This window comes from Nocardioides pelophilus (assembly GCF_014180685.1).
Lineage (GTDB): Bacteria > Actinomycetota > Actinomycetes > Propionibacteriales > Nocardioidaceae > Nocardioides > Nocardioides pelophilus.
The window spans coordinates 1-17,218 of record NZ_JACEHF010000089.1 but is presented as its reverse complement, the minus strand read 5'-3'; the positions used below and the strand labels follow the sequence as shown (position 1 = coordinate 17,218).

Genomic DNA, 17,218 nt, shown 5'->3' with positions numbered 1-17,218 from the left:
CCCCGCCGCAAGGCTGTCTCAGCCGTGCGTGACCGACTCGCAGGCCGAGAGCCGGTCGATCCCGTCGGTCCGGACCACGTCCGCGCCGGCCTCGCACAGGACGCGGTCGGCCCCGCCCCCGCCGTCGAGCCGGTCGTTGCCGGCGCCGCCCCCGAGCCGGTCGTCTCCGTCCTCGCCGTAGAACCGGTCCGCGCCGTCGGTGCCCACGAGCTGGTCGTCCCCCGCGCCGCCCCAGACGACGTCGGCCCCGTCGCCGGTGCGGATCCAGTCGTTGCCGGCGCCGCCCCGCACCCGGTCGCGCCCGGTGAAGCCGTTGAAGAAGTCCGGCCCGGCGCCGAGGAACGCCGTGTCGTGCCCGGCGTCCGAGAGCACGGTCATGGCGTACGAGGCCGGCAGGCTCGAGCCGTCGACGAAGTCGTCGCCGAGCCGCGGCCAGACCTCGAGCAGCAGGGGCTGCGCCGTGCTCACCCACTGCGGCACCCGGCACACCGCCGCGACCCCCTGGGCGACCGCCTCCGCCCGACAGCCGCGGGCGAGCTGCTTGATCTCCGCGGTACCGGAGTCGGCGAACCGCAGCCGCCCGTCGCCGGTGAGCGTCACGACCAGGTGGGTGTCCTGCTGGCCGGCACGAAAGAGGTAGCCGTGCTCGGTCCTGGTGATCATCGCCTGGTCGGGCAGCGGGATCAGCGCGTACTCGCCCATCAGCGCCGTCTCGTAGTCGTACGGCGGACCCGCGGTGCCCTCGCCGTCCGGCGGGACGTCGTTGCCCGTGGCCGGTCCGGGCGTCAGCGCGACACCGGCGACAGCAGCGACGCCGGCGAGCGCCGCCCCGAGGACAGCATGAGGTCGAGGCACGAGCCCTCCCTCCCCAGCGCGGCCGACCGATGAGGATCCGATCGGCCGGACGGGGCCGGAGCTGAGCGCTCTCGCGCTCAGGCGCCGGGAGTCAGGGCCGCGGCGCGTGCTGCCCGTCGGTACGACGACGGGGACATCCCGAGCCAGCGCCGGCAGGAGCGTGAGAGCACGCTCTGCTCGCTGTAGCCGAGGATGCCGGCGAGCTGGCCGAGCGGGATCTCGGTGTCGCGCAGGTAGTGCTCCAGCTGCGCCCGTCGTACGTCGTCGACCAGACCGGCGAACGAGGTGCCCCGGGCGGCGAGCTGCCGCTGCAGGGTGCGCGGGTGGAGGCCGAGCTGCGCCGCGACCAGCCCGATCTCCAGGCCACCGGTGGGGAGCATCTGCCGGACCATCAGGCGGACCGCCTCGGCGGTGTCACCACGGGCCGGCGACGCGATCGAGCCCAGGTAGTCCCGGACCATCGCGTGCACGGCCCCGTCCGACGCCAGCGGTCGGGCGAGGTCGGAACGCCGCACCACCAGCCCGCTCGGTCGCTGTGCGAACCGGACGGTGCAGCCGAAGTAGCGGACGTAGTCCTTCGTCGCGGTCAGCGGGTCGTGGGGAAGGTCAGCGGCGACCGGCCGGAAGTCGGGTCCGACGATCAGCCGGAACGTCTGCAACGCGACCCCGAGCGCGAGCTCCTCGGCCTGCCGGTGGGGACCGATGCGGTCCAGCAGGATCTGGAACTCGAAGCGTGCGTGCCGCCGGCCCGGCTGCGGGTCGATGCTCGCGCTGATGGCCGGGCTGTAGACCGCGAGGTACTGGTCGAGCGCCTGGAAGGCTGCGGCGACCGTGGGCGCGGTGCGCACGGCCACGCCGACCGGGCCGAGGATCTCGACGCCCTGGCGAAGGGCGAGCCGCCGGCCGAAGTCCGGGGTCCCGGTCCGCGCCGCCGCCAGCTCCAGCAACGCGACGCCCCTCCGGTAGCTGATGAAGCTGTCCTCGTTGCCGACCGCGTCCCTCGGGATGCCCTCCGCGACCAGCAGGCGGTCGGCGTCGCCACCCAGCTCGGCGACGAGCTCGGGGAAGCCCTGGAGCGCCGTCCCGCGGATCAGCGACATGTCGCCTATAGTCAAAATGTTGTCGCCTGGTGTCAAGTCTTGTGGCGGCCGGGCAGCGCAGACTCGGTTCCATGAGCCGCTACGACATCACCCGGACCAACATCGCCGTCGAGAGACTGATCGAGACCACCACCGACCCCCGCCACCTGTACCTCCTGCACGCCTACAACCGGCACCGCTACCTCGAGATGGCCGGCCGGTTCGAGGAGATCTTCGCGCCGGACATGACCGTCGCCGAGCCGATCTACCACTTCAACATGCTCGGACAGACCCTCACCCTCGAGGGCGCGGAGGCGGTCAAGGGCGTCTACAGCCAGTGGTCCGCCTCGGCCCAGTGCATCTTCTACGCCGAGGACGAGAAGCTCGCGGTGAGCGACGACATGATCGTGTCGACCGCGTTCATCTACCAGCAGACGCCGGGCAAGGTGCTGGCGGCCGAGGGCCTGCCGGTCGACCCCGAGGCGTGGTACCTCATGAAGACCGCCGAGCACATGGTCTGGCCCTACGAGAACGGGCTGCTGGTCGGCGAGGACGTCTGGGAGTACGACGAGCGCCACCGCGAGGTCATCCCGCTCGACCCGTCCGAGGTGCTCACCGTCGAGCAGTCGGCCGCGCTGCTCGCGCCGCTGATCAAGCCGCTCCCGGCGACCAACCCCTTCACCGGCTGAGGCGGCTGAGGTGGCTGAGGCAGCACCGTCGGTGGAGAGGCTGGGTCAGCCGACGCGCTCCCAGCCCCTCCGCGGCCGGTGGCTGCCGAGCTCGACGTCGTCGCGACTCCGGTAGACGAGGTACGGACGGGTGAGGTAGCCGAGCGGCGCGCTGAACACGTGCACCAGCCGGGTGAACGGCCAGAGCGCGAAGAGCGCGAACGCCGCCAGCGCGTGGAGCTGGAAGCCCAGCGGCGCGTCCGCCATCAGCTCGGGATCCGGCTGGAAGGCCAGGAACGAGCGGTACCAGACCGACACGCCCTCGCGGTAGTCGTAGTGACCGCCGACCGACAGGATCGACCCGGCGATGGTGTTCCACATCCCGAGGGCGATCACGACGCCGAGGACGGCGTACATCACCTTGTCCATCGGCGTGGTGGCCGAGAAGACCGGGCCGACCGTCCGCCTGCGGTAGATCAGGATCGCCATGCCGACCAGGGCCATCACGCCGGCGATCAGCCCGCCGACGACCGCGACGGCGTGGTAGGCCTCCGTGCTCACGCCGACCGCGTCCGTCCAGGACTCGGGGATGAGCAGGCCGATCACGTGCCCACCGACGACGCCGAGCATGCCGAAGTGGAACAGCGGGCTGCCGATCCGCAGCATCTTGTCCTCGTAGAGCTGGGACGAGCGCGTGGTCCAGCCGAACTTGTCGTAGCGGTAGCGCCAGAAGTGGCCGACCACGAAGGTCGTCAGGCACAGGTAGGGAACGATCACCCAGAGGAACGTGTCCATCAGCTCACTCCCATGGCGGACGGCGCCGAGGCCGCAGGGGCCGGGAACGCCGGCATCGGCAGCGGGACGGGCCCGCCCGGCACGGCCGGACCCGGGTCGAAGGCCGGAGTCGCGTACGGCGTGAGGCCGACCTCCTCCTCGGGCGGGCCCTCGGCGGCGAGGCGGCGGACGGCCTCCCGCTCGTCGCCGCGCAGCGGCGGCAGGGTCGCGGTGACCGCCTCGACCGCACCCGCCCAGCGGGAGCCCGCCTCGGTCAGCGAGATCCGCAGCAGCTCCAGTCCCGCCCGGTGGTCGAGGATCAGACCCCGGCCGCGCTCGCGGTCGATGGTGGCGGCGTACTCCAGGACGACGCACAGGTGGTCGGGCAGCTCGGTGTCGGTCAGCGCGAACCCGGACTCCAGGTAGACCTGCTTGAACCGCAGCAGCGCCATCCCCCGCTTGCGCGTGTCACCGTGCGCGAAGTAGGTGAGGAACAGGTTGTGGCGACGCCGGGTGTCGAAGGTGTCGACGTAGTCCGCCTCCAGGTCGCCGAGCGCCTCGCCCTCCAGCCGTACGACGCACTCCCGCAGCGGCCGGCCCACGTGGTCCGGCAGCTCGAGAGCGGCCCCCCGGATCAGGTCCAGCCGGTCGAGCAGCTCCGCATCGGGATAGCCGAGCAGCAGCGACGCCGCCTGCCAGGCCACCGTGAGCTCGGAGTCGGTCAGCCCCGGCGTCCGGCGTGCGGACGACAGCCGGCTCATCGCTGCTCCTCGTCGTCGGGCCGGGGTGGGAACAGCCCGCTCGGCGCGCCCTTGCCGTCCCAGTTGAGCAGGTTCACCCGGGCCGACTTGTCCGCAGGCGAGGCCAGCGTGTCGGCGGTCTGGCGGTCCTGCAGCATCCGGAAGTTCTCGACCGCGAGCGGCGTGAGCGACCCCGACCCCTCGCCGAAGATCTCCGGGTTGCCGCCGCCGTACTCCGAGACGGAGCACTCGGTGGCGAGCTCCTCCAGCGCGTGCGCCTGCTCGGCGTGCGCGGGCGGGATGACGTAGCGCTCGTCGTACTTCGCGATCGCGAGGAGGCGGTACATGTCGTACATCTCCTCCTCGGTCATCCCCACGGCCTCCGGGATCGAGGCGTCCGGGTCGCGGCCGAGGTTGATGTCGCGCATGTAGGAGCGCATCGCGGCGAGCTTCTTGAGCACCCGGTCGACCGGTGCGACCTCGCCGGCGGTGAACAGCTCGGCGAGGTACTCGATGGGGATCCGGAGGGCGTCGATCGCGGCGAACAGGTTGCCCTTGTCCTCCGCGTCGTAGCCGGTGTCCTTCACGACGTCGACGACTGGCGACAGCGGCGGGATGTACCAGACCATGGGCATCGTGCGGTACTCCGGGTGGAGCGGCAGCGCCACCTTGAACCGGTTGATCAGCGCATAGATGGGCGAGCGCTGCGCGGCCTGGATCCAGTCCTGCGGGATCCCCGCCCGCTCCGCCTCGCGCTGGACCTCCGGGTCGTTCGGGTCCAGGAACACCTCGCGCTGGGCCTCGTAGAGACCGTGCTCGTCGGTGGTGGAGGCGGCCTCGAGCACCTTGTCGGCGTCGTAGAGCATCAGCCCGATGTAGCGCAGCCGGCCGACGCACGTCTCCGAGCAGACCGTCGGCAGCCCGACCTCGATCCGCGGGAAGCAGAACGTGCACTTCTCGGCCTTGCCGGTGCGGTGGTTGAAGTAGACCTTCTTGTAGGGGCACCCCGAGATGCACATCCGCCAGCCGCGGCACCGGTCCTGGTCGACGAGGACGATGCCGTCCTCGGAGCGCTTGTAGATCGCGCCGCTGGGGCACGACGCCGCGCACGACGGGTTGAGGCAGTGCTCGCAGATCCGCGGGAGGTAGAACATGAAGGTCTGCTCGAACTCGAACTTCACCTTGTCCCCGATCTTCTTCAGCATCGGGTCGTGCTCCTCGGTCGCCTTGGACCCACCGAGGTTGTCGTCCCAGTTGGACGACCAGGTGATCTTCATGTCCTTGCCGGTCAGCAGCGACTTCGGCCGCGCCACCGGCGTGTGCTCCTGCGCGGGAGCGTCGGTCAGGGTGGCGTAGTCGTAGGTCCAGGGCTCGTAGTAGTCCTGGATCGACGGCATCTTGGGGTTGGAGAAGATCGTGAGGAGCTTGCGGAACCGGCCGCCTCCCTTGAGCGCCAGCCGGCCGCGCTTGTTCAGCGTCCAGCCGCCCTGCCACTCCTCCTGGTCCTCGTAGCGCCGCGGGTAGCCCTGTCCGGGCCGGGTCTCGACGTTGTTGAACCAGACGTACTCCGTGCCGGTGCGGTTGGTCCACGCCTGCTTGCAGGTGACCGAGCAGGTGTGGCAGCCGATGCACTTGTCGAGGTTCATCACCATCGCCATCTGGGCCATCACGCGCATGTCAATGCCTCCCCGGTGGTTGAGGTGCGAGCGAAGCGAGCCTCGAAACCCATCAGTACGTCACGTCCTGCGAGCGCTTGCGGATCACGGTGACCTCGTCCCGCTGGTTGCCCGTGGGCCCCAGGTAGTTGAAGGCGAAGGAGAGCTGGGCGTAGCCCCCGATGACATGGCTGGGCTTGACCAGGATCCGGGTCAGCGAGTTGTGGATGCCGCCCCGCTTCCCGGACGTCTCCGCGATCGGTACGTCGATCAGGCGGTCCTGCGCGTGGTGCATGTAGACGGTCCCCTCGGGCATCCGGTGGGAGACGATCGCGCGGGCCACGACGACGCCGTTGCGGTTGACCGCCTCGATCCAGTCGTTGTCCTCGACCCCCACCTTCGCGGCGTCCTTGTCGCTCATCCAGATCGTCTGCCCGCCCCGGGAGAGCGACAGCATGAACAGGTTGTCCTGGTACTCGGAGTGGATCGACCACTTGTTGTGGGGCGTGAGGTAGCGGACCGTCACGCTCGCGTGACCGTGGGCCTCCCCCATCGACCCGATGTCCGGCTCGCTGAACAGCGCGCCCATGTTGAGGGGTGGCCGGTAGACCGGCAGTCCCTCACCGAGCTCGGTGATCCAGTCGTGGTCGAGGTAGAAGTGCTGCCGCCCGGTCAGCGTGTGCCAGGGCTTGAGCCGCTCGACGTTGATCGTGAACGGCGAGTAGCGACGACCGCCCGTCTCGGACCCCGACCACTCGGGCGAGGTGATCACCGGGACCGGCGCGGCGACCGTGTCGGCGAAGGTGATCTGCTTGCCCTCGTGCTCGGCCGCCAGGTCGTGCAGCTGGGTGCCGGTCCGCTTCTCGAGGGTCTTGAAGCCCTGGGTGGCGAGGTGCCCGTTGGTGGTGCCCGACAGCGCCAGGATCGCCTCGCACGCGTGGATGTCACGCACCAGCGACGGCCGCCCGTCGGCCGCACCGCCGCGGATCGCCCCGTTCTTGTGCAGGAGGTAGTCGACGGACTTGGTGACGTCGTAGGTGACGCCCTTGGTCGTCGTACCGAGCTTCTCGAGCAACGGGCCCAGCGCCTGGAGCTGCGCGCCGACGGCCGTGTAGTCGCGCTCGACCTCCACGATCTTCGGCATCGTCACGCCCGGGACCGGATCGCACTCACCGTGCTTCCAGTCGCGGACGACACCGTGCGGGTTGGCCATCGCGTCCGGGGTGTCGTGCAGCAGCGGGACCGCCACCACGTCCTTGCGGGTGTCGAGGCGACCGGCGGCCAGCTCGCTGAACTTCGTCGCGATCGCCTTCCAGGCCTCCCAGTCGGTCCGGGTCTGCCACGGCGGTGCGATGGCCGGGTTGAAGGAGTGGATGAACGGATGCATGTCCGTGGTGTTGAGGTCGTGCTTCTCGTACCAGGTCGCGGCCGGCAGCACGACGTCGCTGAAGATCGTGGTGCTGGTCTGGCGGAAGTCGAGGGTGAGCAGCAGGTCGAGCTTGCCCTCGGGCGCGTCGTCGTGCCAGTCCACCTCCTGCGGCCGCTGGCTCTCCGACGCCTCGGTCGCGCGCAGCGAGCTGTCGGTGCCGAGCAGGTGCTTGAGGAAGTACTCGTTGCCCTTGCCGGACGAGCCGAGCAGGTTGGCCCGCCAGATCGCCAGCACCCGCGGGAAGTTCTCCGGCGAGTCGGGATCCTCGGCGGCGAACCGCAGGTCGCCGGACTTCAGCTGGTCCACGACGTGCGCGGCCACCGGCTTCCCTGCCGCGGCGGCCTCGTCGGCGAGGTCGAGCGGGTTGCGGTTGAAGGTCGGGTACGACGGCATCCAGCCCATCCGGGCGCTCTTCGCGATCACGTCCGCCGTACTCATGCCGGCGAGCTTGCCGCTGCCGGTCTTGGCCGCGACCGTGTCGGCGCCGAAGGTGTCGTAGCGGAACTGGTCGGTGTGGAGGTACCAGTAGGCGGTGTGGATCATCTGCCGCGGCGGGCGCTTCCAGTCCAGCCCGAACGCGAGCTGCGCCCAGCCGGTCACCGGGCGGCACTTCTCCTGGCCGACGTAGTGCGCCCAGCCGCCGCCGTTGACTCCCTGGCAGCCGGTGAGCGTGGTCAGCCCGAGGAACCCGCGGTAGATCGTGTCGGAGTGGAACCAGTGGTTGGTGCCGGCGCCCATCAGGATCATGGAGCGGCCCTGCGAGTCCTCGGCGTTCTGCGCGAACTCGCGGGCGATCCGGGCGGCCGCCGACGCGGGGACGCCGGTGATGCCCTCCTGCCAGGCGGGCGTGTACGGCGCGGTCGCGTCGTCGTACGACGTGGCGTAGCCGCCGCCGAGACCCGGCCGGCCCACGCCGTACTGGGCGAGCATCAGGTCGAAGACGGTGGTGACCAGCCGGTCGCCGATCCGGCGTACGGGCACGTCCCGCGACAGCGAGCCCGGCGTGCCGTCGACGTCGTCGAACCGCGGGAGCTCGACGGACACGGTCTGCCCGCCCGGCTCGAGCAGGGTCAGCCGGGGGTCGACCTCGCCCAGGTCGAGGTTCCACTTGCCGACGCCGGCGTCGCCGAACCGGTCGCCGAGCGAGCCGTTGGGCACGACCGGCTCGTTGGTCCGGGCGTCGACGAGGACGGTCTTGAAGTGCGCGTTCTCGTCGTCGGCGTGGTCGGGCAGGTCGGCGGCGGTCAGGAACTTGCCGGCCCGGTAGGTCGGTGGTCGAGGAGGTTGCGCAGCAACCGTCTCGAGACCGCCGTCCACCTCGTCCAGCGCCACCAGGTAGGGCAGGTCGGTGTACTTCTTCGTGTAGCCGGTGAAGTACGGCGTCTCCCGGTCGACGAAGAACTCCTTGAGGATCACGTGACCCATCGACATCGCGAGCGCCCCGTCGGTGCCGGGCGCGATCGCGAGCCACTCGTCGGCGAACTTCACGTTGTCGGCGTAGTCGGGCGCGACGACGACCACCTTCTGGCCGCGGTAGCGCGCCTCGGTCATCCAGTGCGCGTCGGGCGTGCGCGTGACCGGCACGTTCGACCCCCACATGATCAGGTAGCCGGCGTCCCACCAGTCGCCCGACTCGGGGACGTCGGTCTGGTCGCCGAACATCTGGGGCGACGCGACCGGCAGGTCGGCGTACCAGTCGTAGAAGGACAGCATCGAGCCGCCGACCATCGAGGTGAACCGGGCTCCGGACGCGTGCGAGACCATCGACATCGCGGGGATCGGGGAGAAGCCCGCGACCCGGTCCGGGCCCCACTTCTGGATGGTGTGCACGTAGGCGGCGGCGATCATCTCGGTCGCCTCGTCCCAGGTGGCGCGCACCAGGCCGCCCTTGCCGCGGGCGGACTTGTAGGCCTTGGCGCGCTGCGGGTTGTCGACGATGTGCGCCCAGGCCTTGACCGGGTCGCCGGCGTGCTGGGACTTGGCCTCGCGGTACATCTGCAGCAGCACGCCGCGGATGTAGGGGTAGCGGACCCGCGTCGGCGAGTAGGTGTACCAGGAGAACGCCGCACCCCGCGGGCATCCCCGGGGTTCGTACTCCGGGCTGTCCGGCCCGACCGACGGGTAGTCGGTCTGCTGGGTCTCCCAGGTGATGATCCCGTCCTTGACGTAGACCTTCCAGGAGCACGAGCCCGTGCAGTTCACCCCGTGGGTGGAGCGGACCACCTTGTCGTGGCTCCACCGGTCGCGGTAGAACGCGTCCGCGCCCCTGCCGCCCTTCTGGGTCAGGGTGCGCAGGTCGTCCGAGACCGTCCCCTTGGTGAAGAACCTGCGACTGCGTACGAGCGCGTCGGTCAGTCCGTTGTCCATGCCGGTCTCAGTGGTCACGCGTTGGTTCCTCCCGTTGCCGCGGTACGACGGACGACGGTGAGCGTCAGCACGAGAGTGAGTGCTGCGGTCACCGAGAGCAGGATCAGGCCGATGGCGTAGGAGTCGGTGCGGCCGTAGACGTAGCCCATGATCAGCGGCGGCACGAAGCCGCCGAGGCCGCCGGCAGCACCGACCAGACCGGTGACGCCGCCCACCCGACCCGGGTCGGTGACCTGGGCGATGAGGGCGAAGGTGGCGCCGCTGCCGCTGCCGAGCGCCGCGGCCATGGTGAGGAAGGCGACGGTCCCGATGCCGTCGAGCGGCGGGGTGCCGGCCGAGATCGCGGCGCACACGGCGACCACGCCGTAGCCGGCGGAGAGGACGGGGATCGAGCCGAACTTGTCGGACAGCCAACCGCCGACCGGCCGCATCAGCACGGCGACGACCACGAACCCGGCCATCCGGTTGGCCGCGTCGGCGGGCGTGAGCCCGTGGGCGGTCTTGAGGTAGGCGGGCAGGTAGACCGAGAACGCGACGTACCCGCCGAAGGCGACCGCGTAGAGGATGCAGGCCTGCCAGGTGATCGAGAGCCGGGCGTTGGCGTTGAGGCGGGCAGCGAGGCTGGTGGTCGGTACGGCGCGCCCGGGTGCGTCCTCGAGGACCAGCCAGGCGGCCGCGGCGTAGATCGCCAGCACGCCGGCGGTGATCAGGAACGGCGACTTCTCCCCCACGTTGGTGAAGAGCTTGACCGTGGTGAGGGCGCTGATGGCGGTGCCGCCCATGCCGGCACCGAAGACACCGATCGCGAGTCCTCGGCGCTCGGGCGGGAACCAGGCGTTGACGAACGGGACGCCCACGGCGAACGCGGTGCCGGCGATGCCGAGGAAGAACCCGCCCACGAGCAGCAGGACGTAGGAGTCGAGGGCGACGAACGCGATGAACAGGATCGGGATGATCGTGACCGCCGAGATCAGCGGGAACATGACCCGGCCCCCGAAGCGGTCGGTCAGCGCCCCGACGATGATCCGGCCCAGCGAGCCGACCAGCACGGGGACCGCGACGAGCAGGGCCACGTCGGACTCGCTGAGGCTCCCGAGCGTGCCGCTGTCGCGGAACATCGGTCCCAGGGGGCTGATCAGCGCCCAGGCCCAGAAGTTGACGGCGAACCCGAGGGTCGCCATCACCAGCATCACGACGGGAGAGGTCGTCGTTGACCGCTCCCGAGTCTCGATCACCACGTGGGCTCCTGACATTGGATGTGCTCCCTCACCTTCACGGACCGAACGCATGAATGTCCATGGTCCGCGCCGGTGTCCTCCGATGTCAGGGCCATAGGACCCCTCTTCGCAGGGGCCGTTGAGCCCGCCTCCCCTGGGGTGAGCCTGGGGGAGCATGAGGTGAGCCGCTACCGGTGTCGGCCGGGGCCTTCGAGATCGAGGGCCCGCAGGACCCATCGCCACAGGGACTCGACCTCGGAGGCCGTGGGCTCCGGACCGAAGCGATAGCTGGTGGGACGGGACGAGCGGTCGTGCCAGAAGGTTCCCGAACGCGGGACGGTCCGGGTGGCGGCGAGCCAGACGGCGGTGTCGGCTCCCGCTTCGGGCGAGCGCAGGACCGGTCGGGTGAGGGCCCGGAACAACGGGAGGGACGAGGCGACTCCCGGCGTGTCGGCCCAGCCGGGGTGCATCGCGAAGACCGACACCCCCTCAGGCGCCCACCGCCGGGCCAGGACCGGGGCCAGCTCGACCTGCATCCGCTTGGAGCGCGCGTAGGCGACGGTGCCGCGATAGGGACCTGCGGTGAACTCGGGGTCGTCGGCGGGCAGCGGCTGGGCGTACATCCCGCCCGAGGCGACGAGCACGACCCGTGCGCCGCCGGGCGCCTCGCGCAGCACCGGCAGGAGGAGCTCGGTCATCAGCACCGGGCCCAGCACGTGCGTCGCGACGGTCAGCTCGTGCCCGTCGACGGAGGTGGTGCGTTCGACCGGGAGCACGCCGGCGTTGTGGACGACGACGTCGAGCGCGTCGTTCGTCGTCGCCAGCCGGTCCGCGAGCGCACGGGCGAAGCCGGCGACGGCGCCGAGGTCGGAGACGTCGCAGACCTCGACCTCGAGAGCGGCCGACCGGCCCTCGCTGCGCAGCGTCTCGGTGATCCGCTCGACGGCGCCGGCAGCCCGGTCCTCCGAGCGGACCACGAGGTGCACGGTCGCCCCGAGCCGGGCGAGGCCCAGCGCGGTCGCCTCCCCCAGGCCGCCCCCGGCTCCGGTGACCAGCGCCCGTCGTCCCACCAGGGCCCCGGGGCGGGGATCGTCGGGGTCCCAGCCGCGCCGCCGCAGCCGGTACCCGACGGCGGAGTAGCCGGGGAGGACGCCGCGGTCGAGGAGCCGGTCGAGCCCGCGGTCCGCGGTCATCGCCTGCCCTCCGGCACGAGCGGGCGGCGGAACAGCGGAGGCAGGTAGCGCAGCATCAGCGCCGACCAGGTCAGGTGCGTGATGGTGGGCGCCTGGATCCCGCCGGACGCGCGCCGTTGGAGGCCGAACAGGCCCCCCATCGCGGCGGCGGCGAGCACCAGCGCCGGGTTGCGGGTGGTGGCCGTCGCGAGCGTGTAGACGGCGGTCGACGACGCGACCGGGAACCGCTCCCCCAGCGCGGCGTACAGCGCTCCGCGGAAGAACAGCTCCTCGCCGACCCCGTTGGCGAGCGTGGTCAGCAGCACCAGGCGGTCGTCACCGTCGTCGGCGAACAGGAGGACCCGCGAGATCGCCGCGTCGAGCACCGGGATCCGGCGCGCCACCAGGGCCGCGCCGTAGAAGAACGCGAACGCGCCGACGCCGGTGGCCACTGGTGTCAGGACCGGACGGCGCAGGGTCGCGTCGCGGGACTCGATCCAGCCGAGGTGCAGCGGTCCGGAGACCAGACCGCCGGCCGTCCACACCCCCGCGACGACACCGGTCGAGACGTAGAACTCCCGCGAGCCCGGACGCGTGGAGAGCGACGCACCGAGCAGTCCGGCGCCGACCACCGACGTGGCGGCCACGGCCCGACGCCGACGGCGGCGCACCAGCGCCGACTCCGGGTGCTCGACGGGCACGACGTAGCTCAACGGCTTCGGGAGCAGGCCGTCCAGGCGTTCCCGGAGCGCCCCTCGCCTCATCCGTCCCCGCGCCTCTCGGCGAGCGCCGCTCGCACCGCGTCGTTGTAGCTCATCGGGCGGAACGGGACGACCTCCTGGATCGAGGTGTCGCGGACCACGACCTCGTTGACCATCGAGTCGATGAGGTTGCGGCCCGCCCGGCTGTCGACGTCGGTGACGAAGGCCAGCCACAGGGACGACAGCCCGGGCGTGAGCAGCGGGACGGGGACGATCGGGAGCCGGCGTCCCTCGATCGCTGCGACCCGCTTCAGCATGTCGACGTAGGCGAGGACCTCGGGCCCGCCGACCTCGAAGGTCCGCCCGACGGCATCGGCGTTGTCGAGGACGCCGACCAGGTAGCGGACCACGTCGGCCACCGCGATCGGCTGGGTGCGGGTGCGGACCCAGCGGGGAGTGATCATCGCCGGCAGGTGCTCGACCAGCTGGCGGGTGATCTCCCAGGAGATGCCGCCGTGCCCGATCACGATGCCGGCCCGGAGGACGGTGACCGGTACGCCGGCGTGCCCGAGCAGGGTCTCGACCTCCCGGCGGCTGCGCAGGTGGGCCGACAGGTCGTCGCTGTCGTCGCCCAGCCCGCCGAGGTAGATGATCTGGCCGATCCCGGCCTGCGCGGCTGCGGCGCCGAACGCCCGGGCCGCCTGGGCGTCGCGGGACTCGAAGTCGGACGCGTCGAGGGAGTGCACCAGGTAGTAGGCGGCGGTCGCTCCCTCGAGGGCTCCCGCGAGGGACGCGGGCTTCGCCACGTCGCCGTGGACGGGGGTTCCCGGCCCCTGGTAGTCGTCGGGGTGCCGGGTCATGACGCGGACGTCGTGACCGGCGTCGGCGAGCGAGGCGACCAGCCTGCGCCCGACGAAGCCGGTGCCGCCGGCGACGAGGATCCTTCGGATGGATGTCACGGCGTCGCGGGACCTCGCAGCTCTGTGGTTTCAGGGGCCGACGGTGCAGGACCGTCCACGGTAGACGGCCGACCCAGTGCGGCGAGTCCGGCGAGGACCGACGATGCGGCCCGGTTGCCGGAGACGAGCGCGCCCTGGATCGACGACGTGTCGCGGTGGTCGCCCGCGACCCACACGCCGCACCGGGTCAGGTGGACCGGTTTCCGCAGCTGGTGCGGCGCCGTCATCGCCGGGAGCGCCCGCTCGATGTCGCGCGTCGCGATCAGCTCCCATTCGTCGCCGGGGGCCTCCTGCAGCTCGGCGGGCGCGGTGCGGGCGGCGGCCGCCGTGAGGACGGGGCCGTCCTGGCCGCGGAGCACCGACGTCGCGATCAGCGCCCGGCCGTCGGTGGAGTACTCGGGCGCGGACGCGGTGAGGACGACGGTGTTCGTCACCCCGGAGCCGTCGGCGTCGACGGTGAGCAGCGGGTTGCTCCGTCGCCACGGTTCGGCGGCGAAGTAGTACGTCGTCACGCCGCGCGCGGCGGGCGGCCGCCCGAGCTCGGGGAGGAGGAGGTGGGCCATCCACGCGTCGGTGGCCACGACCACGGCGCTGGCGTCGACGACGGTGCCGTCGCGCAGCACGACCGCGTCGCGGTGCACCTCGCTGACGGGCGCCTCGAGGCGGACGGTTCCGGCGGGCAGGTGACCCGCCAGCAGCTCGGGCAGCGCCTGCATGCCGGCCGCCGGCACCGCCGAAGCACCGCGCGCGAACAGCCGCATCATCAGCTCGGTGAAGACCCGGGAGGTGGTGATCTCAGGCTCGAGGACGACCCCCGACAGGAACGGCAGCAGGAGGGAATCGGCGACACCGTCGGGGACGGCCTGCGCCCAGGCCTCGCGGGTCTCGATGTCGGGGCGCGCCTTGATCGACGCCGGCGAGGCGGTCAGCAGACCGGTGGCGTAGCGAGCGAGCGCGGCCTTCTCGCCCAGGCTCGCAGCGCGCGAGGTCATCGCCCGGTACGCCGCCCCGGGCGACTCGAGGGGGTGTCGGACGTCGGCCAGCCGACCGCCCCTCCGCAGCCGGATCCCGCGCGGGAGGGACCGCAGGTCGAGCCGGTCGAGGTCGACGTGCCGCAGCGCCGGGTAGGCGGTGTTGAGGACCTGGAAGCCGCGGTCGATGGTGAAGCCGTCGACGAGGTCCGTCCGCACCCGGCCGCCGACCGCGTCGCCCGCCTCGAGCACGACGACGGGGATCCCCTGGGAGCGCAGCCGACCGGCGCAGGCCAGTCCGGCGAGGCCGGCGCCCACGACGACGACGGGCCGCCCGCTCACGATCCCACTCCGCTCGGCGCGTTCAGCATGCTCAGCACGCGGTCGAGAGCCGCTGGTGCGGCCGCTCCGCGAGGAGCCAGGCGACCGGAGACAGCCCCGAGCCGGCGTACAGGCCGGCCTCGCGCCACGCCCTCAGGTAGAGGCCACGGACCAGCGCGTCGGCCGCTGAGCGGTCGCCCCCGACGACGACGAGGGCGTAGCGGTACGCGACGTCGATGGTCAGGTCGTAGAAGCGGACGAACGCGTCCCTGTCGCCCGCTGCGGCCCGGGTGAGGAGATCGGTCACGCTCATGGTGCACTCCGTTTGGCTAAACAGATACCTAAACAACTTGTTTAGATTTATGATCTGAGCATGGACCATGACCAGGCAGTTGCGCAAGACGTCGACGGCGACCTCACCATCGGCGACCTCGCGCGACGGACCGACCTGAGCCCTGCCGTGCTGCGGATGTGGGAGTCGCGCCACGGCTTTCCCGTCCCCCGTCGGCTCGCCTCCGGCCACCGCCGCTACACGGAGGGTGATGTCGACCTGGTCCGCCAGGTGCTGCGCCGCAAGGACGCCGGAGTCCGGCTCGAGGTCGCGATCGCCGAGGCTGCGGCGACCCGCACCCCCGGCACCGGGTCGATCTTCGCCGAGCTGCGCCGCCGGCACCCGACGCTGGCCGTGCACCGGCTGCGGAAGTCGACCCTGATCGCGCTCTCCTGGGCCATCGAGGACGAGTGCTGCGCGGTCGCGGACCGCCCGGTGCTGTTCGGCGCCTTCCAGCGCGCCGACTTCTACGATCCCTCCGCGCCGCGGTGGCGCGAGCTCTCCCGGGTCGCCCGGTCGGCGATCGTCTTCGCCGAGGACTGGGAAGCCTCGACGGCCGACGAACGGGGCCCGGTCCGGGTGACGCTGGACGCCGACGCGCCGATGCTGCGGGAGTGGGCCGTCGTCTGCGACGCGCTGGACAGCACGGCCTGCCTCACCGCGTGGGAGCTCCCCGGCCAGGCGGACGTGCCGGACCGCCAGCGGACCTTCGAGGCGATCTGGACCGTCGACCCGGTCGCGGTCCGCGACGCCGCCCGCGTCGCCGCCGGCGTCGCCGCCGAGGCCGGGATCGCCGCGGCCCCCGGCCTGCTCTACGACCTCGCCGACTCCCCCGCGCCGCGCGCCACCTCGCCGGCCGGCGTGACCGCGCTGTTCAACCGGGTCGTCGCCTACGTCGACCGGCTGGCCTGAGCCGCGGCACGCCCGCACGCCGGGTCAGCGCCTCCCACGAGCCTGCTCGTAGCGGTCGAGGGCGTCCTTGCGCTCCTCGTCGTGGTCGACGATCCGTGACGGGTAGCCGCCGGCGTACCCCTCGTCGTACCGCCAGGGCTCGTGGGCCCGGGCGCCCGGCAGGTGGGCGAGCTCCGGCACCCAGCGGCGGACGTAGGCGCCGTCCGGGTCGAACCGCTTGCCCTGGCTGACCGGGTTGAACACCCGGAAGTACGGCGACGCATCCGTCCCCGTGCCCGCGACCCACTGCCACCCGTGGTTGTTGGAGGCGAGGTCGCCGTCGACCAGGTGGTCGAGGAAGTGGCGGGCGCCGACCGGCCACCACACGTGCAGGTCCTTGACCAGGAAGCTCGCGGTGACCATCCGCACCCGGTTGTGCATCCACCCGGTCTCCAGCAGCTGGCGCATGCCCGCGTCCACGAACGGGAAGCCGGTCCGGCCCTGCCGCCAGGCATCGACCAGGTCGTCGACGGCCGTCCCGGTGTCGTAGTGCAGACCGGCGAGGTCGTCGCGCAGGTCGCCCCAGGCCGAGTCCGGCCGGTGCCAGAGGACGTCGGCGTAGAACTCCCGCCAGGCCAGCTCGGTCACGAAGACCCGCGCCCCCTCGGTGTTCGCGCCACGGTCCGCGATGTCGGCCAGCAACGTCCGCGGATGGATCTCGCCGTGCTTGAGGTGGACGGCGAGGCGGCTGGTGCCGTCGAGGTCGGGGCGGTCGCGGAGCTCGTCGTAGCGATCCAGGCCGTCGTCGAGGAACTCCGCCCATCGCTCCTTCGCCGCCGCCTCGCCGACCGCGCCAAAGCTCCGGCCGTGCTCGACCAGACCGGCGTCGAGCCCCTCGCTCCCGACCGTCCGGCGCCAGCGCAGCGTGGGCGGGCGCGGCACCGGCGGCTCGGCCCCGTGCTCGCGCCACCCCCGCGAGAACGGCGTGAACACCTGGTACGGCGTCCCCCTCCCGGTCAGCACCGTCCCCGGGCGCACGGCGTACGGCGTGCCGCTGGCGGCCATCGGCACGCCGACGTCCCGCAGCC

At 71.8% G+C, this 17,218-nt stretch carries 15 protein-coding genes; 2 read left to right on the top strand and 13 right to left on the bottom strand.

What is annotated here, in order from left to right; genetic code table 11:
* Window positions 1–18 precede the first annotated feature (18 nt).
* Window positions 19–855 (bottom strand): calcium-binding protein, encoded by an 837-nt coding sequence (locus H0488_RS25050; protein WP_183099980.1) that lies wholly within the window; start codon window positions 853–855, stop codon window positions 19–21.
* A 77-nt stretch (window positions 856–932) separates the two neighbouring features.
* Window positions 933–1,955, bottom strand: a complete 1,023-nt coding sequence (locus tag H0488_RS14500; protein ID WP_183099979.1) for an AraC family transcriptional regulator — start codon at window positions 1,953–1,955, stop codon at window positions 933–935.
* Window positions 1,956–2,026: 71 nt separating this feature from the next.
* Between H0488_RS14500 and H0488_RS14495 the strand changes: the two genes are divergently transcribed.
* Window positions 2,027–2,623 carry a hypothetical protein gene (locus H0488_RS14495; RefSeq protein WP_183099978.1) on the top strand — a complete coding sequence of 199 codons (597 nt, stop codon included), beginning with the start codon at window positions 2,027–2,029 and terminating at the stop codon, window positions 2,621–2,623.
* Window positions 2,624–2,668: 45 nt separating this feature from the next.
* Here H0488_RS14495 and narI read toward each other — a convergent pair whose 3' ends face one another.
* The 10 genes from narI to H0488_RS14445 all read right to left on the bottom strand — a co-directional run bounded on the left by narI (window position 2,669) and on the right by H0488_RS14445 (window position 15,221).
* Window positions 2,669–3,397, bottom strand: coding sequence for a respiratory nitrate reductase subunit gamma (gene narI, locus H0488_RS14490; protein ID WP_183099977.1), 729 nt, complete (start codon window positions 3,395–3,397; stop codon window positions 2,669–2,671).
* A complete protein-coding gene (gene narJ / locus H0488_RS14485; RefSeq protein ID WP_183099976.1) occupies window positions 3,397–4,137 on the bottom strand; it encodes a nitrate reductase molybdenum cofactor assembly chaperone in 741 nt (246 codons plus the stop codon). Before narJ ends, narI begins: the two co-directional genes overlap by 1 nt.
* On the bottom strand, window positions 4,134–5,792 hold the full coding sequence (gene narH, locus H0488_RS14480) for a nitrate reductase subunit beta (RefSeq protein WP_183099975.1): 1,659 nt from the start codon (window positions 5,790–5,792) through the stop codon (window positions 4,134–4,136). Before narH ends, narJ begins: the two co-directional genes overlap by 4 nt.
* Before the next feature lie 52 nt (window positions 5,793–5,844).
* On the bottom strand, window positions 5,845–9,567 hold the full coding sequence (locus H0488_RS14475; protein ID WP_183099982.1) for a nitrate reductase subunit alpha: 3,723 nt from the start codon (window positions 9,565–9,567) through the stop codon (window positions 5,845–5,847).
* 14 nt (window positions 9,568–9,581) lie between these two features.
* Window positions 9,582–10,805: an MFS transporter gene (locus H0488_RS14470; protein WP_312856345.1), complete on the bottom strand. Its 1,224-nt coding sequence runs from the start codon at window positions 10,803–10,805 to the stop codon at window positions 9,582–9,584.
* Between the two features lie 167 nt (window positions 10,806–10,972).
* Window positions 10,973–11,977 (bottom strand): SDR family NAD(P)-dependent oxidoreductase, encoded by a 1,005-nt coding sequence (locus tag H0488_RS14465; RefSeq protein WP_183099973.1) that lies wholly within the window; start codon window positions 11,975–11,977, stop codon window positions 10,973–10,975.
* The gene (locus tag H0488_RS14460) at window positions 11,974–12,720 is read right to left on the bottom strand and encodes a CPBP family intramembrane glutamic endopeptidase (protein WP_183099972.1); all 747 of its coding nucleotides are present in this window, start codon (window positions 12,718–12,720) and stop codon (window positions 11,974–11,976) included. The genes H0488_RS14465 and H0488_RS14460 overlap by 4 nt, the downstream gene beginning before the upstream one ends.
* Entirely contained in the window at window positions 12,717–13,616 is a 900-nt protein-coding gene (locus H0488_RS14455; RefSeq protein ID WP_312856344.1) for an NAD(P)H-binding protein, read from the bottom strand. The genes H0488_RS14460 and H0488_RS14455 overlap by 4 nt, the downstream gene beginning before the upstream one ends.
* The gene (locus H0488_RS14450; protein ID WP_183099971.1) at window positions 13,613–14,929 is read right to left on the bottom strand and encodes an FAD-dependent oxidoreductase; all 1,317 of its coding nucleotides are present in this window, start codon (window positions 14,927–14,929) and stop codon (window positions 13,613–13,615) included. The genes H0488_RS14455 and H0488_RS14450 overlap by 4 nt, the downstream gene beginning before the upstream one ends.
* Before the next feature lie 31 nt (window positions 14,930–14,960).
* On the bottom strand, window positions 14,961–15,221 hold the full coding sequence (locus H0488_RS14445; RefSeq protein WP_183099970.1) for a hypothetical protein: 261 nt from the start codon (window positions 15,219–15,221) through the stop codon (window positions 14,961–14,963).
* Between the two features lie 60 nt (window positions 15,222–15,281).
* Between H0488_RS14445 and H0488_RS14440 the strand changes: the two genes are divergently transcribed.
* Entirely contained in the window at window positions 15,282–16,151 is an 870-nt protein-coding gene (locus H0488_RS14440) for a DICT sensory domain-containing protein (RefSeq protein ID WP_183099969.1), read from the top strand.
* 24 nt (window positions 16,152–16,175) lie between these two features.
* Here H0488_RS14440 and H0488_RS14435 read toward each other — a convergent pair.
* On the bottom strand, window positions 16,176–17,218 hold a 1,043-nt coding region (locus tag H0488_RS14435; protein WP_183099968.1), incomplete at its 5' end, for a cryptochrome/photolyase family protein.

Coding starts and splice junctions, on each gene's coding strand:
- H0488_RS14445 (WP_183099970.1), bottom strand. CDS start 15,221: ATGAGCGTGACCGATCTCCTCACCCGGGCCGCAGCGGGCGACAGGGAC.
- H0488_RS14495 (WP_183099978.1), top strand. CDS start 2,027: ATGAGCCGCTACGACATCACCCGGACCAACATCGCCGTCGAGAGACTG.
- H0488_RS14475 (WP_183099982.1), bottom strand. CDS start 9,567: ATGGACAACGGACTGACCGACGCGCTCGTACGCAGTCGCAGGTTCTTC.
- H0488_RS14440 (WP_183099969.1), top strand. CDS start 15,282: ATGGACCATGACCAGGCAGTTGCGCAAGACGTCGACGGCGACCTCACC.
- narJ (WP_183099976.1), bottom strand. CDS start 4,137: ATGAGCCGGCTGTCGTCCGCACGCCGGACGCCGGGGCTGACCGACTCC.
- H0488_RS14500 (WP_183099979.1), bottom strand. CDS start 1,955: ATGTCGCTGATCCGCGGGACGGCGCTCCAGGGCTTCCCCGAGCTCGTC.
- narH (WP_183099975.1), bottom strand. CDS start 5,792: ATGCGCGTGATGGCCCAGATGGCGATGGTGATGAACCTCGACAAGTGC.
- H0488_RS14465 (WP_183099973.1), bottom strand. CDS start 11,977: ATGACCGCGGACCGCGGGCTCGACCGGCTCCTCGACCGCGGCGTCCTC.
- H0488_RS14460 (WP_183099972.1), bottom strand. CDS start 12,720: ATGAGGCGAGGGGCGCTCCGGGAACGCCTGGACGGCCTGCTCCCGAAG.
- narI (WP_183099977.1), bottom strand. CDS start 3,397: ATGGACACGTTCCTCTGGGTGATCGTTCCCTACCTGTGCCTGACGACC.